A 23,380-nucleotide genomic window follows, 5' to 3' on the forward strand; every position below is an offset into this window, starting at 1 on the left:
GACAGGAACACAACCGCATGCAGTATCAACTTAATCTTGATTGGCCAGCGTTCATGGCTGAATTCTGGCAGAAAAAACCGGTGATCCTACGCCAAGCATTCCCTGGCTTTGTCGATCCGCTGACCGCGGATGAATTGGCCGGTTTAGCGATGGAGCCCGATGCCGACAGCCGTTTGGTGAGCTTTAAAAATCAAACTTGGCAAGCTGAACATGGCCCTTTTGAAGCCTACGACCACTTGGGTGAAACCCACTGGTCACTGCTGGTACAGTCAGTTAACCATTGGCATCCAGTGGCTGCGCAGCTGGTCACGCCATTTCGCGTTCTGCCTAACTGGCGTTTTGACGATCTGATGGTTTCGTTTTCAACACCGCAAGGTGGCGTTGGCCCGCATATCGATCAGTATGGTGTATTCATCATTCAAGGTTCGGGTCGTCGCCGCTGGCGCGTTGGGGACAAACTGCCGCTTAAAGAGCACTGCCCGCACCCAAGTCTGCTGCATGTTGAGCAATTTGAGCCAATTATCGATGAAGAGCTCAATACCGGCGATATCCTGTATATTCCGCCAGGCTTCCCGCACGATGGTTACTCACTGGAAACCTCAATGAGTTTCTCTGTGGGTTACCGTGCGCCGAATCAGCGTGACCTGATCAGCAGCTTTGCGGACTACCTGCTGGCCAATGATCTTGGCAATCAACGCTATGACGATCCTGAACTGGCGCTGACTCGCACTCCTGGCGCGATCACTGAGGCTGAATTGAACAAGCTGCAAACCATGATGTTGGCGACCTTGAAAGATCCCGCCATCTTTACTGACTGGTTCGGCAGTTTCATCAGCCAATCGAGCCATGAGTTAGATCTGGCTCCGGCCGATCCAGAGTTTACTGCCGAAGAAATTTACGACATGCTGCAGCAAGATGCGCTGCCGTTGTATCGCCTTGGTGGTTTGCGTGCGTTTTATATCGGTGAGCGCTGCTTTATCAATGGTGAGGAGCTGCATCTGCCAGAAGGCTGCGCCGAAGTTCGTCATCTGCTGTGCGATCAAGAATCATTCACTGCTGACGATCTGGGTGACAATCTGGGTAACCCAGCACTGCTGTCGACGCTCACAGAGCTGGTGAATTGCGGCTATTGGTATTTTACTGACGAAGAGTAAATCCCTCTCCGCGCAGATTCGCTAACCCGCATTGGCTGAATCCGCGAAAGCGCTTAATCCACGAAAACTGAGCTCAGCATGGTCACTTTGTTGATCATGCTGAGCTTTCTTGATCATGCACAGCGTTCTTCACCTAATGAATGTTCCCCCCAATGAAGCTACCTTATCCTGTGCAACAACCGAGTGTGACAGCAAAAATTAAATCAATCTGATACAGGAAATTCGTTCTTCGTCGCCACAATGGCTCACCTCTCTGACAGTGTTTATAGTCATGTGAAACCTTGCTTTTGGACATGATGATGGAAGCGCTGAATCAGCATCTTTTCTTATTGATTAACGCCACAGCCGATACGCCCTTGTGGTTAATCAGCACGGCTCATTTTATTGCTCGTTGGCTTATTTATATTGTTTTAGCCACATTTATTTTCCAATTTATCCGCGGCGATAAAGAAACCCAGCAGCATATCATTGCGCTGTTTATCTGTGCCCTACTAGCCTATTTGGCCTGCTTTATTATTGGCAAGATTTATCCGCATCCGCGCCCGTTTATGGTGCCTATCGGGAAAACCTACCTGCTCCACAATGCCAATGCCTCATTCCCAAGCGGACATGCAACGTTGATGTTCAGCCTCGGCTTTTATCTGCTGTTTAGTGAAAGAGCCGTCAAAGAGGGAAAACTTAGCCGGAAAACACAAAGTGCTTGGCTAATCCTGTTACTCGGCGTAGCTATCAGTTGGGCGCGGGTATTTTTAGGCGTTCATTTCCCGTTCGATATTCTGGGTGCTATTCCGGTCAGCCTGTTGGCGGCTTATCTGACATGGCGTTTAGCCTCTTATCTCTGTCCGCCGCGCCGCACACCACCACAACGGCGCACATAAGCTCTACCACGTGAGTTCCACTATCACTATGTGAATATGTGAATATGTGAAAAACGTCGTCTGCGCTGTTGGCCACAGGTTATTCACTCACACACTTAACTCTCGCAATTAACTACAGCCATACTGGCAGCTCGTGCTAGTCGGTATGGCTCACATCATGCAGCAATTGTTCACACGTCAGCGGCCGACTGAAATAATAACCTTGCGCGAACAAAACACCGCTCCGGCGTAGATAGGTCAGTTGTTTTTCTGTCTCTACCCCTTCGGCAACCACCTTCATCGAAAGATCGGTTGCCATCTGCAAAATCGAATTCAGCACTGGGGTGTGTACCGTTTCCTGCCCGATGGATTGGATAAAACCTTTATCAATCTTTAGAAAATCCATCTTGTGCTTTTGCAGATAAATCAGCGCACTATGGCCAGTACCAAAATCATCAATCGCCAGTTCAAAACCGAGGTCATGCAGTTCTTTGAACAACCGTTCAGCCTCGGCATCATCTTTAATTAACACCCGTTCGGTAATTTCCAGCACACAGACAAAATGCTGCGCTGGCAGACAAGCACGAAACGCGGTTAAATCCGCAATAATATGCTCTGATTGCAAGTGCACTGCCGAGATATTAACGGCCAGCTTCATCCCCGGTGAGAAATGTTGCACCATCAATTTGGCATCTTTAGCCACCAGCTCGAACATATGCTTCGTGAGCTCAATAATTACCCCATTATGCTCGGCATACGCAATGAACTGATCCGGCGGAATGAGCCCTTTCACCGGATGCTTCCAGCGTAGCAACACTTCAAAACCGGCCATCACTTGGGTATGTAAATTAAACACCGGTTGGTACACCACGAAAAACTGACCCTCACGGATCCCTCGCAGTATTTCCGAGCGCATATCTTGTGCTTTGCCATGGTAGATATAGATCAGCATCATGACTAACATACTGATCGTTAATGAGAAAAAGATCATCTCATACCATGAAGTCACCGTTAGCAATTTGCCAAAAAAATACAATCGATAACCATATTTTTCTGACTCAATACTGGCGAGTGGTTTAGGCAGTGTAGACGGGCTTTGAAACTCATGCTGTCCTGTCACCAAGGCTTTGTTATCAATCACGATAGCAATCGCAGTTAATTTGGCAGAGGCTGACACCAAAAGTTGTGCGCTGTTAACTGGCAGCGGGATTGTCGCCAACCCACCAGAAACTCGCCCACTGTGATCTTTTACCCACAAATAAACGATGGGCTTATTAGGCAAGGCGGCGGTTCCCAAGCTCACATGCAGGCCATAAGGCTTATCTACGCGCGTATCTGGGAAATAGTTTTTAAGCAAAAAAGTGCGACTGCCTAATGCCGATGAACAGTAAATCTCATCCCCTTTCACAATAAGATAAGAGCGAACCATATCATCGAATGCTGCCAGTTTAACGAGATCTTCTTTTATCGCAGAACAGGTCAACTGAGGAAGTGAAAATAGTTTATCAATTTCGCCAACGACTCGGTCAAGGCGCTGATCAATACTGATACGAGTCTGCGTTAATGCTGCATTGGTTTCATTAGCCGAATAAGATTGGATAAAAAGAAGAGAAAGAATAAAGACAAGAATGAACGTAGATACGCCAGAGAATATTATTATTGATATTTTACTTCTCATATTTCATTCCATAGATTACAGGCTCATCCACTGCCTTTCTATGAATGACTATAGCACCGTTATGCAACAATACACACGCTATCCTCGCGGGGCTCATTCTTTTTGCATAAAAAACACGCAAAAATGATTACGGCAAGTTATTGGTTCGGTTAAATAAGCTATTTTGGATATACCATGCGCTAAAAGATACCGGCTGGCATGTTTTTTCCTTTAAATAACAATACGTTCCGTCAGAAAACTCAATAACACCACGTTGATTGGCATGTAACAGACTATCCCATGCGGTTTGGCTGTTTACATTTTTACGCTCCACATGAAAATGACTTAACGTCTTATTTTTTGATATTCCCTGCTGCGTGGCACAAAATGCTTTCGGTTTATCACAGACAACACCCTCTTCCGGAATAAAGATATCCGGCGCGGTAAAAACCAGAGAGTCCAGTATTGCGGCTCCACTGATGACGACTGAAAGTAAAATGATGAAGGGATTCATTGCACTATCCGCTTTTACACTGCTTACAGTATAGTGCAGAAATAGAGCAGAAAATTATATTGAAGGTTTTTAAATAACTAAGTAAGTCTAAAGAATTACGCCTCTGAACTTAGCTGAGTGCAACGCTAAGCCAAATCAACACGACAAACCAAACGCTCGGCTAACAGAACAAAACAACTGACATAATGCACTCGCATTTAACACAGCAATAGCCCGCCAACAGTGAGGCGGGCTTTTATCGCTGACTTATCAATTCTTATCCCCTTTGCGGTTTCATTGCCCGTGACCAGAAGCGGTTGTCAGTTGAGCTTTTCATCGGGTTACCGTACTTAGCCGCCAAAATCGCATTCAACCGCGCTAAACCCACTTCAATGCCGCAATGGGCTTTCAATGCTGAAGACAATTGCTTGGTTGTAAACTGATCCGAAAGCAAAGTCCGACTCAGGTTCATGATAGTAGTGTCGTTAACTGATATCCGCATTTTCATTCTCTTTTATTGAATAACCATGCATTAAATCTATCAGGTCAAATCCACTATCGTCTGTGATTTTGGTCACATTTACAGAAAGTTAATTGCATGAGTGATGCAAAATATTTCCATTAAGCACCGGCTCCTCTCAGCAAAAACATAACTTTAAAATCATATAATTATGAGATTTCATCGCAGGTATCGACATGAAAACAGCTGTCAGCCGCAGATCTGACACATACCGCAACACAAAGTGTTCTGCTACACACACAGAAAGGCCGCGATAAATCCACACAACAAGAAAGGAATAAAAATTCATTTGGCACGCTATTTTATCCCTCGCCACAGCGCCACTATTGTCCAATGTGGGGGTTTATTCTGGCGGCAGTTCCTGCGATCATGAGAGTTGAAGGATGACATTTCAGAAGAGGATATAAGCCATGCGCATTCTGCATACCATGTTACGTGTTGGCGACATGCAGCGCTCTATTGAGTTCTACACCAAGGTTCTCGGCATGAAACTGCTGCGTACTAGCGATAACGAAGAATATAAGTACTCACTGGCCTTCGTCGGCTTTGGTGATGAGAGCTCAGGTGCTGTGATTGAGCTGACTTATAACTGGGGTGTTAGCGAATACGAGATGGGTACGGCGTTTGGCCATATCGCACTGGGCGTTGATGATGTCGCAGCCACTTGTGAGGCTATCAAGCAAGCTGGCGGTAAAGTCGTGCGTGAAGCAGGCCCTGTCAAAGGCGGCAGCACCATCATTGCGTTTGTTGAAGATCCGGATGGCTATAAGATCGAACTGATCCAAAACAAGCAGGCCAGCCAAGGTTTAGGCTGACAACTCATCTAGCTCTCGCTCGACGAGTCAGTCTTGTGGGTGAAAACAAAAAGCGCTGTCAGTGACAGCGCTTTTTTTATCGCGAGACGTAATCGATAGCTCTCGATTGGCTAACAGTCACATATCCGACGACCGCGACAGCGAAATAATCAAGCGGCGGTTCAGACCGCGATTGAGCGCTGAGCGATTATCCGCTACTGGGCGCTGATCACCATGCACCTGCAGCTGAATTTGCTCTGGCTTTAATCCCTGCGTCACAAAATAGTGCTGCATGTTTTCGGCTCGCTTACGCGCCAGCTCTTCTGAATTGGAGGCCACTTCCCGATCGTCACTGTGCGCAGCCACCAATACCAGCTCTACATCCTTGATATGACGGATATACTGCGCAATTTGATCGAGCTTTTTCTGCGAATCAAAGGTCAGCTTTTCGCTATTGGCCTGATAATGCAACACAGTGTAGGCAATATCATCAAAGCTGTACGGCAGCAAACGTTGCACGCAGGCTAAATATTTCTTGTATGGCCCTTTAAAGTGCGCCGGTGACAGACTCACTTGCACCCGCTCGTTGTTGTAGTACCAATCACGGTAGCTCAAGGTTGGTAAACGGCCACGCTCGAGCTCGGTCAACATCCGCCATGCATCTTGTCCATTCACATAACCATCAAACTGCTTGAACAGCTTTAAGGTATTGATGGTGCCGGCATTAGTGCCTGGCATCCAGCGAGGAGGTAACGATAGCAGCGTTGCCTGACGGGTTTCCGCCATCGGCCGGAACATTTGCAGTTCAAAATCGAGGTTAATTTTCTTGCTGGCATGGGAGCTGAACACACCGGTGCCATAGCCCGGAACCGGATGCTCTAAACGGCATTCCAGCGGCGTATCCTGCGTCATCACCCAGGTAGAATCATCAATTCCGGCGAAAAACTGCCTTTCAGCCCGTAAAAAGGGGCTAACTAGCATCAAACCGGCAACTACAACTTTTTTAATCATTCGGTGGCAACTCCTGCGTATCATAGTGATTAGCGACCGCGGGAAGGAATACTTTAGTTAAGCGCCATAAATTGCAATAATAAGCTCTCTTTATTTCACGCACGCTGATCTGTACAGCACCAAAGAGAAATCATGGCTAAAACTCTTAACCCGAATTGTCTGAGCGCCCGTTTCCGAGGCTATTTCCCGGTGGTTATTGATGTGGAAACCGCAGGATTTAATGCGCAGACGGATGCGCTGCTGGAAATCGCGGCCGTCACGCTGAAGATGGATGAAGATGGTTGGTTGATGCCGGATCAGAAACTGAGCTTCAATGTTGAGCCGTTTGAAGGCGCCAACCTCAATCCGGAAGCGCTGGCGTTTACCGGTATCGATCCCCACAATCCACTGCGCGGTGCCGTGAGCGAATATGAGGCATTGCACGAGATTTTCAAAGTGGTGCGCAAAGAGCAAAAGGCCAATGAGTGCAACCGCGCCATTGTTGTCGCGCATAACGCAGCCTTTGACCACGGCTTTCTGATGGCGGCCGCTGAGCGTGCTGGCCTCAAACGCAACCCGTTCCACCCGTTTGCCACCTTTGATACTGCCGCGCTCAGTGGCCTGGTGCTAGGACAAACTGTGCTCGCGAAGGCTTGCCAAACCGCCAAGATCCCGTTCGATAATAATCAGGCGCACTCTGCCCTGTATGACACCGAACGCACCGCAGAGCTGTTCTGTGAGCTGGTTAATCGATGGAAGCGTCTGGGTGGCTGGCCACTGGCATTCGCAGCAGATGATGAAGAGTCAACCGCAGAAATCGCTGACTCAAATTGAGCCTCTGAGCTACCTCACTGTCATCATCAACAGAAAAGTGAAACCCGCATTTCAGCCGCATACATTGCAGCTTGTTGCGTGGTAAACATGACAATCTACCGGATGATTTTTACAATAAAATCATCCGGTTTAGTTCGATAATTAGCCGCTATCAGGCTTAACTCCCCTTTTCTCTGCGTTTATGCTATACTTTGCTTGTATTATTCCGTATTACGAGCGAATTACGATGTCAATTGAGCAAATCTTACAAGAACGCAGTGGCTCACACTGTGAACTCTGTGGAAGTGAGAATAATCTTTCTGTTTATTCTGTCCCTCACTCAGCGTCTGATGATGCGGATCATTCCGTACTTCTGTGCGATACATGCCGTAATCAGATCGAAAACCCTGAAACTGCCGATCAGGCTCACTGGCGTTGTCTGAACGACAGTATGTGGAGCCAAGTGCCTGCAGTACAGGTAATGGCATGGCGTCAGCTGAAGAATCTGTCTCACGAAGTTTGGGCTCAGGATCTGCTGGATATGCTGTATCTGGACGAAGAAACTCTGGCATGGGCAGAAGCTGGTGTGTCTGCAACCAGCAGCAACGATGACACCGCCCCGACTCTGGACAGCAACGGCAACGTGCTGCAAGACGGCGACTCTGTCACCCTGATTAAAGATCTGGTCGTTAAAGGTGCTAACTTCACTGCCAAGCGCGGCACCATGGTGAAGAATATCTCTCTGACCAGCAACCCAGAGCACATTGAAGGCCGCGTAAACGGCGTGCAAATCGTTCTGGTTGCCAACTTCCTGAAGAAGGCTTAATTCAGCGGTTCACGAAACATTTGGTTTCGGATTCATACCTCTGATAATACGACTGCCCGTTACAATATATACGCTTTGTGTATATTGTCGAGCGGTCGTTTTTTTATCTATTTTCTCATTTATCTAGTCATTTTCAGCAACTCTGATTTATCACAAAGGTTGCGTCTATCGTACTTGTATCACCTAAAGAGCATAGCAAATCGCAGTAGAATAAAACTGAGATAAAAAGCGAAATACTGATGATGCGAGTAAGCTAAAAATGCATACTTGGATATGAAAGACAGATAAAAAAGCAGAAAAAAGAGAAGAGAAAGAGCCAAAAAAAGAAAAACGCCGGTCTTCAATGCCGGCGTAGCAAGAATAAGTTTGCTGTAATGCAAGGAAAATAGAAGGAAGTTAAGACAACGTGGAGTACAGTGTCCATCGCTTAAACACTGTATTCACCTGCCAGTGCAGTTTGCTACTGAATGCGGTTGCAAGTATTGATTTCGCGCAATTTTTTGCGTCATTGCAGTCAATTATCTGTAATGACACACATTTTCTCGCAAAACGCTTATAACCAGCGTTTTCTTTTCAGCCAAAATCCAATACCGCCCGCAAGCCCCACCAGCGCCAAGCAAAACAGTGGAAAACTGCCGCTAAAGCCTTTACCCGGAATGCCCTCCAGATTGACTCCAAACAACCCCGTCAAAAACGAAATCGGTAAAAACATCATAGCCAGCAAAGACATGGCATAAGTGCGCCGGTTCATGGCATCTGCCAGCAAGTTCGCAATTTCATCAGCCAAGACCGAGGTACGGGAAATCGCAGCATCCAAATCGTCCAAGGTTCTGCCTAATCGCTCCGAGACTTCTTGCATGCGCCGTTTATCGTCATCATCGAACCAGCTGATTTTCTCTGCGGCAATGCGCGAATAGACATCGCGCTGCGGAGACAGATACCGACGCAATACAATCAACTGCTTGCGGATCAACGCCAGACGTCCGCGATCGGGGATCTTGTGCTCCAGCAAGCCATCTTCCAGCTCGATAATCACTTCATGCAGATCGTCGATAAACTCAGAGGCGTAATCGGTCATGCAATCGCAAATCTCGACCACCCATTCGCTGCTGTTGGTCGGCCCGTTACCATTCCACAGTTCGGTTTCCAGATCTTCGACCGAAAACAGTCGCCGCCGCCGCGAAGAGACTATCAGATCACGACTGACGTAAGCGCGCAACGCCACCATCTGATCAGGGCGCTCATCGTTGTTGTAATTGATGCTACGGAGGGTGATTAAGACCCCTTCCCCTAATCGGGTAAAGCGCGGACGCGAGCTTTCCCCCAGCAATGCCTCTTTTACGTTTTCCGGCAGCAAGCCGGTATCGCGGATCCAGTTAGCCGAATCAGGCTGGCTGTAATCCAAATGCAGCCACACAGGCCCTTGCTCTGCTCTCAGTTTTGCATCTTTAGCCTGCGTTGTGTTGGCCTTTGCCAGCTTGTCAATGGGCAGAGCACCACCCTGCCCATCTAACCACAGGGCACTGATTGCTCCCTTTACCTGCACATCGTTAACTTGCATGAGCCTTTCCTGACACATTGAAAGAAACCTGTTTACCGGATCACAAATTCGCGTTAACCCATTTACGCCAGCCAAAAATATGGTAGATTCCCCGCGGGCTGACGCAATCTCGTCATACCAGCCCGCACGACCAACAGATATTCTTTTTGAGGACTATCAGCCATGAAACCAGTAGTCGATAATTGGCTGGAACAGGAGTTAATGCTGCAGGAAGTGATCCGGGCAGAAAAACTTCGCCATATACGTGAAGAACATGAAGATGCGTTTACCGATATGAGCAACCGGCGCAGAACCTGCCGCCGCCGCCAAATCAAACGCTGCAAGCGCGGAACTTTGTAATTCAACCCGATTTTGGGTGCAGTATGGCTCCACACTGCGCCCTGTATTGCTCACCATGCATCTTCACTGGGTATTCTTCCCTACAGCGTATTGCTGCTTTAGGTTTGACGTTTTACTGCTCACCGTGTGTGTTTTCGGCGATCACGGCAGTCGTCAGACGCGCACTGCAACATAAACGCTGCTGCTCATCAAAAATCTCTATCTGCCAGACCTGATGCCGCCGACCGACATGTAACGCTTTGCACACTCCACGCGCCATACCGCTTCGGATCGCGCGCAAATGGTTGGCATTCACCTCCAACCCCACTACCTGTTCACGCCCTTCGGTACACAGATAGCCGGCCACAGAGCCGAGCGTTTCGGCCAATACTACTGACGCGCCGCCGTGTAACAGGCCAAATGGCTGGGTAGTACGCTGATCAACCGGCATCACCGCTTCCAGCGCATCAGGGGTAATGGCAGTAAACTCGATGCCGACATGTCCTACCATACAGTGTTTGCCCATCTCATTCAGCTGGGCCAATGTTGCAGTTCGTTTCCAAATTTTCATGGTGATATTCTGTTTATTTTCCGTCAGTAAGTGATGATTACGCTTGGCTGCGCAGGATAGAAAGCAGCGCCTGTGCAGGATGCAAGATACGCTCTTTTTCCATGCGCTTAACTTGGCTACGGCACGAATAACCGGTAGTCAGGCAGCGATTCAATGGCCGAATTTTCAGCTGCGCTTGCCAAGACAGGCGATAAATTCCGAGGGAATTGTCTCGGTTTTTCGCCTCATGCCCGTACGTGCCGGCCATCCCACAGCAACCGACGCTGACCGTCTGCAACTCGGCGCCAAAATGGGCAAAGATCGCTTTCCAGTCCGCCGAGCTTTGTGGCAACGCGGTGCTTTCCGTGCAGTGCCCCAGCAAATACCAGACATCTGATGATTTACTCAGTGCCGGAACCGAGCCAAGACGCGGACGCAGCCACTCCTGCACCAATTGCACCTCAAATGTACCGCGCGCGTCACCCAGCACTTCACGGTATTCATCGCGATAGCACAACACCAGTGCTGGATCGACGCCCACCATCGGAATCTCGAGCGCAGAGAGCTGATTTAAAAATTCAGCCGTGCTGGCCGCGGTGCGGGCAAACTCACGTAAAAAGCCTTTCACATGCTGCGGCTTGCCATTGGGTTTAAACGGCAACAATACCGGCTTGAAGCCCAAATGCTCGGCCAAGCGGACAAAATCCGCGACCACTTGTGCGTCATAGAAGCTAGTAAACGGATCTTGCACGACCAGCACATGGCGAGCTTTTTCTTCTGCCGATAACGCTTGTAGCTGCTCCAGCGAGAAAGTCAGTGCCGCATGGCCCGTCAACTCTTCGCGCAGCGTCGGCACTGACAGCGAAGGCACATCAATCATGCCGATGGTTTTCTCGGTTAACGTCTGCATCCACGCTGGTTGCATGATGGCATTGAACAGTTTCGGCGCTTTGGCCATCAGCGGGGCATACTGCTCGACCGTCGCCACCATGTAATCTCGGGCTGGCCGCAAATAGCGGGTGTGGTAGAGCTGCAAAAAGCGCGCACGAAACGCCGGCACGTCAATCTTGATAGGACACTGGGTCGAGCAGGCTTTGCAGGCCAAACAACCCGCCATTGCCTCTTTCACCTCATGGGAAAAGTCATATTCACCACGGCGTGCCGCCAAGGTATAGCGGGTTTTATCCATCAGCTCGCGAAAGCTAAATGACGAACCGGCCAGTTGCTGCTCTATGCTCAGCACATCAGCGCCTTCATCGGCCAACATGGACAGCCATTCGCGCACCAACGCGGCACGCCCTTTTGGAGAATGGCGGCGATCGCGGGTTATTTTCACTGACGGGCACATCGGGCTGTGCGTATCAAAGTTAAAGCACAAGCCGTTGCCGTTACACTCCAGTGCACCGCGATAAGACTCGCGCACACTGAGCGGAATTTTACGATCATGCCAACTGCGCTTTTCTCCCGCCACTTGCACCAGTTCAGCGCCCGCTTTCAATGGCGTGCAGATCTTGCCCGGATTTAAGCGGTTATCTGGGTCAAACACGGTTTTGATCAGTTGCAACTCAGCCCACAGCGCTTCGCCGAAAAATAGTGGGCTGTATTCCGAGCGAAAACCTTTACCGTGCTCTCCCCACATCAAGCCGCCGTATTTGGCCGTTAGCGCCACCACTTGGTCAGAGATGGTTTTCATCAAGCGCTCTTGCTCTGGGTCACACAGGTCCAGCGCAGGACGCACGTGTAATACCCCCGCATCAACGTGACCAAACATCCCGTAATGCAGCCCTTGGCTGTCGAGCAGCGCACGAAACTCGGCGATATAATCCGCCAGATGCTCCGGCGGAACGCAGGTATCCTCGGCAAAAGCTATCGGCTTGGCCGCACCTTTGGTATTCCCCAGCAGCCCGACGGCCTTTTTGCGCATGGTGTAAATGCGCTCGATATCCACTAAATCATGACATACCTGATAACCGATCACGCCACCTTCGCGGTTTGGCAGGAGTGTATCGAGGCGCTGACAGAGATCGCTCACCTGCGCATCAATCAGCTCGGCATCATCACCGGCATACTCGACAATATTCAGCCCTTGCATATCGCAACCTGGTACATCAGTGATCAGTTCGCGCACCGAATGCCAAACGATGTCCTCGCGGGCCAGATTCAGCACCTTGGAGTCCACAGTCTCCACAGAGAGCGCTTGCGCGGCCACCATAAAAGGGGCATGACGCAGCGCCGAGTCAAAGCTGTCATATTTAATGTTAATCAGACGGCGCTGCTTAGGGATAGGCGTGATATTCAGCTTGGCCTCGGCAATAAACGCCAATGAGCCTTCTGAACCGGTAAGGAGGCGAGTTAAATCAAACTGACGCAGATCATCGCTAAATACATGGCGCAAGTCATAGCCGGTTAAAAAACGATTGAGCTTAGGGAAACGCGCCAAAATCAGCTCACGCTGGTCACGGCAACGTTGCAGCACGGTCTGATAAACCCGTCCAATCGGGTCTTTTTGCTGTGCCAGTTGCTCCGCCACTTCCACCGGCATCGGTGCGGTATCCAGTAGCGAACCATCGAGCATCACTGCACGCAAACCGAGCACATGATCAGAGGTTTTGCCGTACAGCAGTGAGCCTTGCCCGGAGGCATCGGTATTGATCATGCCGCCAATCGTGGCACGGTTACTGGTGGAAAGATCAGGAGAGAAAAAATAGCCGTGCGGTTTTAAATAGGCATTGAGCTGATCTTTGACCACGCCCGCTTCCACTCGCACCCATTTTTCTTCCAGATTTAACTCCAAAATCCGGTTCATGTAGCGCGAAGTATCCACCACCACACCGGTCGTCAATGATTGACCATTGGTGCCGGTTCCTCCGCCACGTGGGGCGAACGTGAGTTCTTTGAATTCCGCCTGCTGCGCCGTGCGGGTCAATAATAAGATGTCCGCCACCGAGCGTGGAAACAGTACCGCCTGTGGCAATTGCTGGTAGACACTGTTGTCGGTCGCCATGCTCAAGCGCCCGCCATAGGTCACATCCGTATCACCACTAAAACCGGCTGAGCTCAGCGCCGATAAAAAAGAGTGGGTCAACGGCGCTACGCCGGGCACGCCGGAAAGTTGCGGAATCATCATTGGTTATCCCTTACAGCCTTGCATCCTGAAACCACGGTGAGCGCACGTGCTTATTGGCGTCACCCTAGCCTGCATAAATGTATATTTAACCTGCAGTATCAACAATCTGTCTGCATAAAACCAGCGTTTCAACGGGAGCCATGCATAACGCGCTTATCCTTGATACGCGGTTTTATCGCGCATCCATACCGTATCAATCGCTTATCGGAATAAAAATTACACGGGATAAAACGCCCCTGCAACTGACTTACTGCGCTTTATGTTGTCTGTTTACCACTGCGTATTTATTCAGCAATACCGATTCAGCTAAAACAGCAAAGCCCACAATGAAAACAGTGATAACACCGTACGTTTTGTGCGCTATACCTCACGAGTTCATCCCCTACTCAGTGCGCGCCATTTGACCTTAAATAGCAAACAAAGGTAGAGATATGACAGACAAATATAATAATTTGCTCTTGCTATACACAACAAAGTGCACACAATTTTAATTCAGACAGGATAAGTTATGAGCCATATACCTTCTTTGGACGATTTTATCGCCGGTGTTAGCCAGCGTAACCCCCACCAGCCGGAGTATCTGCAAGCGGTACATGAAGTGATGGCAACCCTGTGGCCTTTTATTCAGGAAAACCCTCGCTACGCCGCCCAAGGTCTGCTGGAGCGTTTGGTGGAGCCTGAGCGCTTAATTCAATTTCGCGTTTGCTGGACCGACGATCACGGCAATGTGCAGGTTAATCGCGCGTTTCGCGTTCAACACAACTCAGCCATTGGGCCGTACAAAGGCGGGATGCGCTTTCACCCTTCGGTGAATCCTTCCATTTTGAAGTTTTTGGCTTTTGAGCAAACCTTTAAAAATGCCCTGACCACATTGCCGATGGGCGGCGGCAAAGGCGGCTCTGATTTTGACCCCAAAGGGAAAAGTGATGCTGAGATCATGCGCTTTTGTCAGGCATTGATGACCGAGCTATACCGCCATTTGGGGCCAGACACTGACGTACCCGCTGGCGATATCGGCGTTGGAGCGCGTGAAGTCGGCTTCATGACGGGGATGATGAAAAAGCTGACCAACAATGCCGCCTGCGTATTTACCGGTAAAGGCATGAGCTTTGGTGGCAGCGCGATGCGCCCAGAAGCCACCGGTTACGGGCTCATCTATTTTGTGCAAGCGATGTTGGCTGAACGCGGTGAAAGCTTGGCCGGTCGCACCGTCACCGTGTCTGGCTCCGGTAATGTGGCACAATTTACCATCCAAAAAGCCCTCGAGTTGGGTGCCAAGGTTATCAGTGCCTCAGACTCCTCCGGCACGGTATACGATCCTGCTGGATTTACGCCGGAGAAACTGGCCGACCTGTGCCGCATTAAAAACGAGCAAGCCGGACGCGTTGCCGATTATGCCCGTTTGCACGATTTGACCTATCTGGCCGGACAGCGCCCGTGGGGCATTGCCACAGAAATTGCGCTGCCATGCGCGACACAAAATGAACTGGATACCGATGATGCCGCGGCGTTGATCCGAAACGGTGTGCGCCTCGTCGCCGAAGGCGCCAATATGCCGACCACTGAGCCGGCGGTTTATGCGCTGCAAGAGTGCGGCGTGCTGTTTGCACCCGGTAAAGCGGCCAACGCAGGCGGCGTGGCGACCTCGGGTCTGGAAATGTCGCAAAATGCGCTGCGTTTAGGCTGGTCAGATCGCGAAGTGGATCAGCGTCTGCAAGACATCATGCTGAGTATTCACGCAGCATGTGTACGTTATGGCCGCGATCCGCAGAGCAACCATGTCGACTATGTGCGTGGAGCGAATATCGCCGGTTTTGTGAAAGTGGCCGATGCCATGTTGGCGCAAGGTGTGCTGTAACACTCACAATATTCAATTCAATATGTGCCAAACAAAAGGGAATACCGGATGGTATTCCCTTGAATTACGGCTAACTTAGCCGCTCGATATGCTGCAGATTATCTCTGCAAACTTTAGCAAGCTCCTTGTCGCTCAGCCTGTTCGGCCAGATACAACCAGGTTTCCACCACCGTATCTGGGTTTAACGAGACACTGTCGATCCCCTGCTCCAGTAGCCAGGCCGCAAAATCAGGGTGATCCGATGGGCCTTGTCCACAAATCCCGACATACTTACCTTGCCGTTTCGCGGCCTGAATCGCCATCGCCAGCAGCGCTTTGACCGCCGCATTACGCTCATCAAACAGGTGCGAGATGATGCCGGAGTCTCTATCTAGCCCCAGCGCCAGCTGCGTCATATCATTCGAGCCGATAGAAAAGCCGTCAAACAGTTGCAAGAACTCATCGGCCAACAGGGCATTCGATGGGATTTCGCACATCATGATCACTTTCAGCCCTTGCTCCCCGCGTTGCAGACCTTGCTCGGCTAACAACGCCAGCACGGATCGCGCTTCATCCGGTGTACGGACAAACGGGATCATCACCTCGACATTCGTCAGCCCCATCACCTCGCGCACGCGGCGAATGGCCGCGCACTCCAGCGCAAAGCAATCACGGAAGGATGCCGAAACGTAGCGCGACGCACCGCGAAAGCCCAGCATCGGGTTTTCTTCGTGCGGCTCATAGCGCTCACCACCCACCAAATTGGCATATTCGTTGGACTTAAAGTCTGACATCCGCACAATCACCCGCTTCGGCCAAAATGTCGCCGCTAAGGTGGCGATCCCTTCCGTGAGTTTGCTGATATAAAACTCAACCGGATCGGCATAGCCCGCCATCATCCCGCGAATAATGTGCTGCAATTCAGCTGGCTGCTGCTCGAAATTGAGCAAGGCTTTCGGGTGCACGCCTATCATGCGGTTAATAATGAACTCCAGTCGTGCCAAGCCCACCCCTTCGTTAGGTAAGCGCGCGAAATCAAAGGCGCGATCGGGGTTACCTACGTTCATCATCACTTTCAGCGGCAGTGGCGGCATCGCATCAATCTGTGAGCTTTGCACGCTGTACGGCAATATGCCTTGGTAGATAAAACCGGTGTCACCTTCGGCGCAAGATACCGTAACCGGCATACCATTATGCAGCGTCTGAGTGGCATCACCGCAGCCGACCACCGCCGGAATACCCAGCTCGCGGGCAATAATCGCCGCATGACAAGTTCGTCCACCGCGATTAGTCACGATCGCCGCCGCTCGCTTCATGACTGGCTCCCAATCCGGATCGGTCATGTCAGTCACCAGCACATCCCCCGGTTGGACTTTGTCCATCTCATCGATACGCGCCACAATGCACACCGTACCGGCACCGATTTTATGGCCGATGGCACGCCCTTCGGCCAACACCTCACCGGCTTGCTCCAAACGGAAACGCTCGGTGACTTGCTGATTTGCCTGCACTGTCTCCGGACGCGCCTGCACAATATACAGTCGGCCATCGAGCCCATCTTTGGCCCACTCGATATCCATCGGGCGACCATAATGACGCTCGATCACCAGCGCCTGACGTGCCAATTGCTCCACCTCGGCATCGCTGAGGGAGTAGGTTTGCGCACGCGCCGCGTCCACATCACACACTTCGACTTGCTTACCGTGCTCAGCGCTGCCCGAGTAGACCATCTGCACCCGCTTCGAGCCTAACGTCCGACGCACAACTGCCGGACGCCCCGCTTCCAGCGTCGGCTTATGGACATAAAACTCATCCGGATTCACCGCGCCCTGCACTACCATCTCCCCCAATCCATAGGACGAGGTAATAAACACCACCTGATCAAAGCCAGATTCCGTATCCAACGTAAACATCACGCCCGATGCCGCTTTATCTGAGCGCACCATGCGCTGGATCCCTGCCGACAACGCCACGCCTTTGTGGTCATAGCCTTGATGCACGCGATAAGAGATCGCGCGATCATTAAACAGCGAAGCAAACACATGTTTCACCGCCAGCATCACGGCATCTAACCCGCGCACGTTCAAAAACGTCTCTTGCTGACCGGCAAATGACGCATCCGGCATATCCTCCGCCGTGGCCGACGAGCGCACCGCAAACGAGCCTTCCGCATGCATATCCGCACTTAGCTGTGCATACGCCTCAGCAATAGCCTGCGTTAACGCGGGCTGGAATGGTGTATCCACCACCCATTGCCGAATTTGCGCCCCCGCTTTTGCCAGTGCACGTACATCGTCCACATCCAGCGTATCCAATAATTGATGGATACGTTGATTCAACCCGCTTTGCTCCAGAAACTCATTAAATGCACGCGCCGTGGTGGCAAAACCATCCGGCACACTGACGCCCAACCCAGACAGATTGGCGATCATCTCGCCAAGCGACGCATTTTTACCCCCAACACGGTTTACATCATTCATGCCTAACTGGTGATACCAGAGTACATACGGTTCCACGGCTCGCCTCTCCTGTGTCAATGCGATGTTTTCAGTCCGATGGTGTTAGTGCGATGTTTCTAGTGCAATGCTGCTAGTACAAGGGATTCATTCACTCGGCGCGCCTTCACTGACGCCATACCGAGCATCAATTTTCGTGCGTTGGTTTACGTTTCTGGTGTTTCAGATTGGTGTTTTTCCGCGCCTGATTCAGTATGGACTCAGATTCAATCAGTGAAATGAAACTCTAGCCATCACCGCCTCTGCGCCACCGGATAGCACTGTGGTGCACCCCCCTGTTACGGAGCCACCTGCATGTCATCTCATCTGGAACGGACGGTATTTTATATCTCAGACGGAACGGCGATCACTGCCGAAGTGTTGGGGCACGCGGTTCTTTCACAGTTTCCGTTAACCCTGCAACAAATCACCGTGCCGTTTGTTGAAACGCCACAGAAGGCCGAAGCGATCCGGCAGCAAATAAATTCCTGCTATCAAAATAGCGGCTCACGCCCATTGGTGTTTTATTCCATCGTGATGCCGGAAATTAAAGCGATCATCGAGCGCAGCGAAGGTTGTTGTCAGGATATTCTGAATACCTTAGTCACCCCGATACAAAATGAGCTGCAAATTGCCCCAACCCCAACCCTGCATCGAACCCACGGGCTGGCGCGCGGTAACTTGGAAAAATATGACTCCCGCATCGCCGCGGTCGAGTTTGCTCTGGCGCACGATGACGGCATTTCGCTGCGTAATATGGAGCAGGCTGACGTGATTTTGTTGGGGGTATCGCGCTGCGGTAAAACCCCCACCAGCTTGTATATGGCGATGCAATTTGGTTTGAAAGTCGCTAACTACCCGTTTATTGCCGATGACATGGATAACCTCACCCTGCCTGCGGCACTCAAACCGTTTCACGGTAAACTGTTTGGTTTAACCATTCATCCAGAGCGTTTGATGGCAATTCGCAGTGAACGGCGCGATAACAGCCGTTATGCGTCGTTACGCCAATGCCGATTGGAGCTGACCGAGGTTGAACTGCTATATCAACGCGAGCGAATTCCCTTTATCGATACAACCAACTTCTCGGTAGAGGAGATCTCAACCAAAATTATGGACATCATGCAGCTTAACCGTCAGATGTTTTAAATTTAGACAATCTGCTAACGATTCCTGCCATTGTGTAGGGAATCGATACCTATCTTGGCCGGACTGCTTGCAGCGCGGATAAATTCCGTTATTGTGTGTTTGTGAGTCTCTTCACAGCGCGTCTGTATGAAGTTACCAAGAGAATTTAGATGTCTATTAAAACTGATGAGTTACGCACTGAGCGCGTTGACAGCTTAGTCACGCCTGCTCAGCTGGCTGACGATTATCCACTCGATGATCAGGTCGCCGCGATGGTATTGCAGGCCAGAACCTGCATTGAAAATATTTTAAGCGGACAGGATCCGCGCCTGCTGGTGATTGTCGGCCCTTGCTCCATCCACGACCCGAAGGCCGCGCTGGACTACGCCAACCGCCTGCATGCTTTGCATGAACGTTATCAGGATCGCCTGTTTATCGTCATGCGCACCTATTTTGAAAAACCGCGCACCGTGGTGGGCTGGAAAGGGCTGATTTCCGATCCGTTCTTGGATGGCAGCTATCAGGTCAACGAAGGGATCCGCATGGCGCGCAAGCTGCTGGTGGATATCAACGCGATTGGCCTGCCTACCGCAACCGAATTTTTGGATATGGTGACCGGTCAGTACATTGCCGATTTGATCAGCTGGGGCGCAATTGGTGCCCGTACCACCGAAAGCCAGATCCACCGCGAGATGGCATCAGCGCTTTCGTGTCCGGTCGGCTTTAAAAACGGTACTGACGGCAACGTGCGTATCGCTATTGATGCAATTCGCGCTTCCCGTGCGCCGCACATGTTCTTATCGCCAGACAAAACCGGCCATATGACCATTTACCGCACCTCAGGAAATCCATTCGGGCATATTATTCTGCGCGGTGGTAAAGATCCGAACTATCAAGCGAAACATGTGGCCCAAGCGTGCGATCGTCTGCGGGAGTTTGATTTAGCCGAACATCTGGTGGTGGATTTCAGTCATGGCAATTGCCAGAAACTGCATCGCCGTCAGCTAGATGTGTGTGATGACGTGTGCGGCCAAATTCGCGCCGGCTCACGAGCCATTGCCGGCATCATGGCCGAAAGCTTCCTCACCGAAGGCGCACAAAAAGTCGTTAACGGTCAGCCGTTGGTGTATGGGCAGTCAATTACCGATCCTTGCCTGAGCTGGGCAGATACCGAAAAACTGCTGGAAAAACTGGCCGACGCGGTCAACGCACGTTTCTGAAATCGGTGATTAACGGCTATACTCATCCCGTTATCTGGCTGATGGCCATGGCGGGATGAGTTTCTCTCCTTCCCTATCGTGTTATTTCTTTCCATCACGACTATCATGCACTGCGCATGAGCGCATCATGATTAGCCATCACCTCAAACCGGCTTTCGTTATCAAGAGGTTCGATAATGCAGCACGCGCAGTATCCTGACGCCTTGTGTCCCGGCGATCACTTGGTTTCTCCACGCCCCGGCTATTCTCATCACGGCATTTATATCGGTAATAATACCGTGATCCACTACTCCGGCCTGCACCGCAATGCGGTCAGCGGCAGTGTGTGTGAAATCAGTGTGGATGAATTTCATGCCGGTTTTGGTTTTCGCGTACAAAACAATAAGGGCCGATACCAAGGGCAAGAAGCCGTGAAACGCGCACGTAGTCGCCTTGGGGAAGATAAGTATCACTTGCTGTTTAACAACTGTGAGCACTTCGTGCATTGGGTTTTGCACGGCAAAGCCCGCAGTCAGCAGGTTAACAATGCGTTGATTGGCTTGACCACCGTGGTTCTCACCGGCGTAGGTCGTTGGGCGTTAAAAAAATACCGTGGCAGCGAACGGGTGTAATCCCCCTTCGCCTATCCACGGCATGTTGAATGTTGATTGCGCCTGTTATTGTATTGAGTTGATTGAGCGTGTTAGGCGTTATCGAGATGAAATTTTGCTAAATTAGCTCGCGCTACGCTGTACTTTGCTTTTCAGTTTGCCCAGCACATGCATCTCGCAGCGCTTACAATCAAACTTCAGACGGAAAATGTCGTTACCCATCTCCAGCACCAGCGGATCCGGCTTTAATCCCTTCACCTCTTTCGGACACATATTCTGGGTATAGCGCAAACAGTGCTTGGTGATCATCAGCGACACTTCATCCGCTTCCTGATTCAGCTCATAAGCCGGCGCAATGTCATCGACCCCATGCATGCGATAGAAATTTTCCGCAGCATGATTATACACATTACCCAGATAACTGAGATTTTCCTGTGGGAAAGCCGGATTACCAACGGCCTGATGGCGCAGCGGACGCTGATAGCCATTGATGCGCGCCACTTCTAACGCCTCGACCGCCTGACGACGTAACGCATTTAGCGCAGAAACAGGAATAAACCATGCCTGCTCTAATGTCACATCGATGTGCTGCGAGTAGAACAACGTGTTGCCCAGTTTAGCCAACTGCTCACGGATACTCTGGAACGCACGCTCAGGGTTGTTCGCCGGACTCTTCTCTGCCACTAACGGGATGCTAACACTAAAACCTTGCTCATCGGTCATCTGCAACAGGAAACCGTCAGTGGTTTCGCTAAAGTGCTGCGTGACACCAATCTGGCGAGTCGCGGATTCTTTTTCCAGCGTGCCGTCAAACACCTGATCTCGGTTACGGTACAAAACCGTATTTACCGTCAAACCCCGTACCGGCTCTGCCGTAAACAAGCGACGACCATCCGCACGGTTTACCCGCAACCCATTAACCACCTGACGCGCATTGAAATAGCACAGGCCATCACCGTTGTTAAACTCCGTCTCACCGCTCACTTCAAACCAGTTCGGGCCAACGCGAGTCACCTTACCCACTTCCTCACCGATATATTTCGGCGTGCGGAATGAAGTGATTGTTGGCTGACGCCCCAACAAGAAGTAATCGGTGCTACCTCGGTTGAAGGTTTTATCAGGATTCGGCACAAAGCTGTACTGACTGCGTCCTGCAGAAGAACGCGACAGTTCAGGACGCTCTTCCAAAATCTCATCCAAGTGCTGGCGATACCACGCCGTCACATTCTTGATGTAGGAGAGATCTTTCAAACGGCCTTCGATTTTGAACGAACGAATACCGGCATCGATCATCGCACGTAAGTTGGCCGTTTGGTTCATGTCTTTAAGGGATAGCAGATGTTGATCTTGTACCAGCGTCTCCCCTTCTCGGGTTTTCAATGAGCATGGCACGCGGCAAATCTGCGCACATTCACCACGGTTAGCACTGCGGCCGGTTAACGCATGACTGATATAGCACTGACCACTGTAGGCCACACACAGCGCACCGTGGATGAAAAACTCCAGCTGTACTGACGTCTGCTCAGATACCGCGCGGATCTGCTCCAAACTCAGCTCACGAGCCAGCACGACTTGTGAGAAACCGACATCCTGCAAGAAACGGACTTTCTCCGGTGTGCGGTTATCCAACTGCGTACTGGCATGCAGCGCAATCGGCGGCAGATCACATTGCAGCAACCCCAGATCCTGCACGATCAACGCATCCGCGCCCGCATTCCAGATTTGATGCGCCAGCACTTCCGCTTGCGCCAATTCGCTATCTTTCAAAATGGTATTCAGTGCCACAAACACCTGCGCACCATAGCGATGCGCAAAGGCCGCCAGTTGCTCAATGTCTGCCACACTGTTGCCGGCTGCTGCACGGGCACCAAAGGCCGGACCGCCGATATACACTGCATCCGCACCATGTTTGATTGCTTCAATACCAAACGCCAGATTTTTGGCCGGCGCCAGCAGCTCTAACCGGTTATCTCTTACCATCATCAGTCAGCAAAACCCTGTAAAACCCGAGGAATTAAGGGGCGAGAGTGTATACCAATCAGCATTCTGTTACCAATCTTGCCCCGATGTAGGTGGTAAATGGGTTACTCGCCTTTAAGCGCGATATTGAACACTTCACGCCCCTGCGCTTCCACTTTCAACCGCATATGATTTGGGGTGTTTTCCATCACCAAAATGTTGATATCCGCCTCATCACCAAGGTGTTTACGGATCACTGTCAGCAATTCATCTGCTACTGAATCGAGATTAAGTTCAGTCATAACCATCCGCCTCAAGTATGATCGTCACCCGCTAGCCATGCGAAATATTACGCATGCCCAATAGTGCGGTATGAACAGGTTTCTTCTCATTGATTCGTTAATGTCGCCGCTACCAGCCTTTACTTCAGCTAGTCACACCCTTACGGTTTCATCCTGAATGACTGCATTCCTGTTCACTCATCCTTAAGC

The 23,380-nt window shown here is 50.7% G+C and carries 20 protein-coding genes and 1 pseudogene; 11 read left to right on the forward strand and 10 right to left on the reverse strand.

Annotation, left to right across the window (positions count from 1 at the left end):
- Window positions 1-17 precede the first annotated feature (17 nt).
- Both NCTC9997_RS08175 and NCTC9997_RS08180 read left to right on the forward strand, forming a co-directional pair.
- On the forward strand, window positions 18-1,154 hold the full coding sequence (locus tag NCTC9997_RS08175; protein ID WP_064977813.1) for a ribosomal protein uL16 3-hydroxylase: 1,137 nt from the start codon (window positions 18-20) through the stop codon (window positions 1,152-1,154).
- 299 nt (window positions 1,155-1,453) lie between these two features.
- Window positions 1,454-2,032 carry a phosphatase PAP2 family protein gene (locus NCTC9997_RS08180; protein ID WP_064977814.1) on the forward strand — a complete coding sequence of 193 codons (579 nt, stop codon included), beginning with the start codon at window positions 1,454-1,456 and terminating at the stop codon, window positions 2,030-2,032.
- Between the two features lie 136 nt (window positions 2,033-2,168).
- Here the strand turns inward: NCTC9997_RS08180 and NCTC9997_RS08185 are convergent, their stop codons facing one another.
- The 3 genes from NCTC9997_RS08185 to NCTC9997_RS08195 all read right to left on the reverse strand — a co-directional run bounded on the left by NCTC9997_RS08185 (window position 2,169) and on the right by NCTC9997_RS08195 (window position 4,663).
- Window positions 2,169-3,689, reverse strand: a complete 1,521-nt coding sequence (locus NCTC9997_RS08185; RefSeq protein WP_071849692.1) for a cyclic di-GMP phosphodiesterase — start codon at window positions 3,687-3,689, stop codon at window positions 2,169-2,171.
- A gap of 127 nt (window positions 3,690-3,816) precedes the next feature.
- Entirely contained in the window at window positions 3,817-4,182 is a 366-nt protein-coding gene (locus NCTC9997_RS08190) for a YcgJ family protein (protein WP_010863778.1), read from the reverse strand.
- Window positions 4,183-4,438: 256 nt separating this feature from the next.
- Window positions 4,439-4,663 (reverse strand): hypothetical protein, encoded by a 225-nt coding sequence (locus NCTC9997_RS08195; protein WP_010863779.1) that lies wholly within the window; start codon window positions 4,661-4,663, stop codon window positions 4,439-4,441.
- Between the two features lie 428 nt (window positions 4,664-5,091).
- Here NCTC9997_RS08195 and gloA point away from each other — a divergent pair, with 428 nt between their 5' ends.
- Complete coding sequence (gloA, locus tag NCTC9997_RS08200) at window positions 5,092-5,496, forward strand: lactoylglutathione lyase (protein WP_010863780.1); 405 nt, start codon at window positions 5,092-5,094, stop codon at window positions 5,494-5,496.
- Window positions 5,497-5,613: 117 nt separating this feature from the next.
- Here the strand turns inward: gloA and NCTC9997_RS08205 are convergent, their stop codons facing one another.
- Window positions 5,614-6,486, reverse strand: a complete 873-nt coding sequence (locus tag NCTC9997_RS08205) for a flagellar protein MotY (RefSeq protein WP_064977816.1) — start codon at window positions 6,484-6,486, stop codon at window positions 5,614-5,616.
- Window positions 6,487-6,618: 132 nt separating this feature from the next.
- Between NCTC9997_RS08205 and rnt the strand changes: the two genes are divergently transcribed.
- From rnt to NCTC9997_RS15315, 3 genes and pseudogenes are all read left to right on the forward strand, one after another.
- On the forward strand, window positions 6,619-7,299 hold the full coding sequence (rnt, locus tag NCTC9997_RS08210) for a ribonuclease T (protein WP_064977817.1): 681 nt from the start codon (window positions 6,619-6,621) through the stop codon (window positions 7,297-7,299).
- A gap of 226 nt (window positions 7,300-7,525) precedes the next feature.
- A pseudogene (locus NCTC9997_RS15495) lies at window positions 7,526-7,642 on the forward strand (hypothetical protein); the annotation flags it as partial.
- Between the two features lie 87 nt (window positions 7,643-7,729).
- Window positions 7,730-8,104, forward strand: coding sequence for an alkylphosphonate utilization protein (locus NCTC9997_RS15315; protein ID WP_230405834.1), 375 nt, complete (start codon window positions 7,730-7,732; stop codon window positions 8,102-8,104).
- 553 nt (window positions 8,105-8,657) lie between these two features.
- Here NCTC9997_RS15315 and zntB read toward each other — a convergent pair.
- The gene (gene zntB, locus NCTC9997_RS08220) at window positions 8,658-9,665 is read right to left on the reverse strand and encodes a zinc transporter ZntB (RefSeq protein ID WP_082935522.1); all 1,008 of its coding nucleotides are present in this window, start codon (window positions 9,663-9,665) and stop codon (window positions 8,658-8,660) included.
- A gap of 162 nt (window positions 9,666-9,827) precedes the next feature.
- Here zntB and NCTC9997_RS08225 point away from each other — a divergent pair, with 162 nt between their 5' ends.
- Window positions 9,828-10,004 (forward strand): hypothetical protein, encoded by a 177-nt coding sequence (locus tag NCTC9997_RS08225; RefSeq protein ID WP_156121062.1) that lies wholly within the window; start codon window positions 9,828-9,830, stop codon window positions 10,002-10,004.
- Window positions 10,005-10,116: 112 nt separating this feature from the next.
- On the opposite strand, the gene NCTC9997_RS08230 is transcribed toward NCTC9997_RS08225, so the two are convergent.
- On the reverse strand, window positions 10,117-10,554 hold the full coding sequence (locus tag NCTC9997_RS08230) for a hotdog fold thioesterase (protein ID WP_064977820.1): 438 nt from the start codon (window positions 10,552-10,554) through the stop codon (window positions 10,117-10,119).
- A gap of 37 nt (window positions 10,555-10,591) precedes the next feature.
- On the reverse strand, window positions 10,592-13,657 hold the full coding sequence (gene ydiJ / locus NCTC9997_RS08235; protein ID WP_064978480.1) for a D-2-hydroxyglutarate dehydrogenase YdiJ: 3,066 nt from the start codon (window positions 13,655-13,657) through the stop codon (window positions 10,592-10,594).
- 511 nt (window positions 13,658-14,168) lie between these two features.
- Between ydiJ and gdhA the strand changes: the two genes are divergently transcribed.
- Window positions 14,169-15,518 carry an NADP-specific glutamate dehydrogenase gene (gene gdhA / locus NCTC9997_RS08240; RefSeq protein ID WP_064977821.1) on the forward strand — a complete coding sequence of 450 codons (1,350 nt, stop codon included), beginning with the start codon at window positions 14,169-14,171 and terminating at the stop codon, window positions 15,516-15,518.
- Window positions 15,519-15,631: 113 nt separating this feature from the next.
- On the opposite strand, the gene ppsA is transcribed toward gdhA, so the two are convergent.
- The gene (gene ppsA, locus NCTC9997_RS08250; RefSeq protein ID WP_064978481.1) at window positions 15,632-17,977 is read right to left on the reverse strand and encodes a phosphoenolpyruvate synthase; all 2,346 of its coding nucleotides are present in this window, start codon (window positions 17,975-17,977) and stop codon (window positions 15,632-15,634) included.
- Between the two features lie 330 nt (window positions 17,978-18,307).
- Between ppsA and ppsR the strand changes: the two genes are divergently transcribed.
- The 3 genes from ppsR to NCTC9997_RS08265 all read left to right on the forward strand — a co-directional run bounded on the left by ppsR (window position 18,308) and on the right by NCTC9997_RS08265 (window position 20,951).
- Entirely contained in the window at window positions 18,308-19,141 is an 834-nt protein-coding gene (ppsR, locus tag NCTC9997_RS08255) for a posphoenolpyruvate synthetase regulatory kinase/phosphorylase PpsR (RefSeq protein ID WP_010863790.1), read from the forward strand.
- Between the two features lie 149 nt (window positions 19,142-19,290).
- Complete coding sequence (locus tag NCTC9997_RS08260; RefSeq protein WP_010863791.1) at window positions 19,291-20,340, forward strand: 3-deoxy-7-phosphoheptulonate synthase; 1,050 nt, start codon at window positions 19,291-19,293, stop codon at window positions 20,338-20,340.
- 176 nt (window positions 20,341-20,516) lie between these two features.
- Window positions 20,517-20,951 (forward strand): lecithin retinol acyltransferase family protein, encoded by a 435-nt coding sequence (locus NCTC9997_RS08265; protein ID WP_047706932.1) that lies wholly within the window; start codon window positions 20,517-20,519, stop codon window positions 20,949-20,951.
- Window positions 20,952-21,053: 102 nt separating this feature from the next.
- Here the strand turns inward: NCTC9997_RS08265 and NCTC9997_RS08270 are convergent, their stop codons facing one another.
- A complete protein-coding gene (locus NCTC9997_RS08270; RefSeq protein ID WP_230405835.1) occupies window positions 21,054-22,913 on the reverse strand; it encodes a peptidase U32 family protein in 1,860 nt (619 codons plus the stop codon).
- Between the two features lie 101 nt (window positions 22,914-23,014).
- Window positions 23,015-23,191 carry a hypothetical protein gene (locus NCTC9997_RS08275; protein ID WP_156121064.1) on the reverse strand — a complete coding sequence of 59 codons (177 nt, stop codon included), beginning with the start codon at window positions 23,189-23,191 and terminating at the stop codon, window positions 23,015-23,017.
- Window positions 23,192-23,380: the final 189 nt, after the last annotated feature.

This window comes from Plesiomonas shigelloides (genome assembly GCF_900087055.1).
In the GTDB taxonomy this organism is placed as follows: domain Bacteria; phylum Pseudomonadota; class Gammaproteobacteria; order Enterobacterales; family CAMTGL01; genus Plesiomonas; species Plesiomonas shigelloides.

Excerpts from the sequence above, each read along its gene's own strand:
- zntB (WP_082935522.1), bottom strand. The coding sequence starts at position 9,665 with ATGCAAGTTAACGATGTGCAGGTAAAGGGAGCAATCAGTGCCCTGTGG.
- NCTC9997_RS08265 (WP_047706932.1), top strand. The coding sequence starts at position 20,517 with ATGCAGCACGCGCAGTATCCTGACGCCTTGTGTCCCGGCGATCACTTG.
- NCTC9997_RS08180 (WP_064977814.1), top strand. The coding sequence starts at position 1,454 with ATGGAAGCGCTGAATCAGCATCTTTTCTTATTGATTAACGCCACAGCC.
- ppsR (WP_010863790.1), top strand. The coding sequence starts at position 18,308 with ATGTCATCTCATCTGGAACGGACGGTATTTTATATCTCAGACGGAACG.
- NCTC9997_RS08190 (WP_010863778.1), bottom strand. The coding sequence starts at position 4,182 with ATGAATCCCTTCATCATTTTACTTTCAGTCGTCATCAGTGGAGCCGCA.
- NCTC9997_RS08185 (WP_071849692.1), bottom strand. The coding sequence starts at position 3,689 with ATGAGAAGTAAAATATCAATAATAATATTCTCTGGCGTATCTACGTTC.
- NCTC9997_RS08225 (WP_156121062.1), top strand. The coding sequence starts at position 9,828 with ATGAAACCAGTAGTCGATAATTGGCTGGAACAGGAGTTAATGCTGCAG.
- NCTC9997_RS08260 (WP_010863791.1), top strand. The coding sequence starts at position 19,291 with ATGTCTATTAAAACTGATGAGTTACGCACTGAGCGCGTTGACAGCTTA.
- NCTC9997_RS15315 (WP_230405834.1), top strand. The coding sequence starts at position 7,730 with ATGTGGAGCCAAGTGCCTGCAGTACAGGTAATGGCATGGCGTCAGCTG.
- gloA (WP_010863780.1), top strand. The coding sequence starts at position 5,092 with ATGCGCATTCTGCATACCATGTTACGTGTTGGCGACATGCAGCGCTCT.
- rnt (WP_064977817.1), top strand. The coding sequence starts at position 6,619 with ATGGCTAAAACTCTTAACCCGAATTGTCTGAGCGCCCGTTTCCGAGGC.
- NCTC9997_RS08270 (WP_230405835.1), bottom strand. The coding sequence starts at position 22,913 with ATGATGGTAAGAGATAACCGGTTAGAGCTGCTGGCGCCGGCCAAAAAT.
- NCTC9997_RS08275 (WP_156121064.1), bottom strand. The coding sequence starts at position 23,191 with ATGACTGAACTTAATCTCGATTCAGTAGCAGATGAATTGCTGACAGTG.
- ydiJ (WP_064978480.1), bottom strand. The coding sequence starts at position 13,657 with ATGATTCCGCAACTTTCCGGCGTGCCCGGCGTAGCGCCGTTGACCCAC.
- NCTC9997_RS08175 (WP_064977813.1), top strand. The coding sequence starts at position 18 with ATGCAGTATCAACTTAATCTTGATTGGCCAGCGTTCATGGCTGAATTC.
- gdhA (WP_064977821.1), top strand. The coding sequence starts at position 14,169 with ATGAGCCATATACCTTCTTTGGACGATTTTATCGCCGGTGTTAGCCAG.
- NCTC9997_RS08205 (WP_064977816.1), bottom strand. The coding sequence starts at position 6,486 with ATGATTAAAAAAGTTGTAGTTGCCGGTTTGATGCTAGTTAGCCCCTTT.
- NCTC9997_RS08195 (WP_010863779.1), bottom strand. The coding sequence starts at position 4,663 with ATGCGGATATCAGTTAACGACACTACTATCATGAACCTGAGTCGGACT.
- NCTC9997_RS08230 (WP_064977820.1), bottom strand. The coding sequence starts at position 10,554 with ATGAAAATTTGGAAACGAACTGCAACATTGGCCCAGCTGAATGAGATG.
- ppsA (WP_064978481.1), bottom strand. The coding sequence starts at position 17,977 with ATGAATGATGTAAACCGTGTTGGGGGTAAAAATGCGTCGCTTGGCGAG.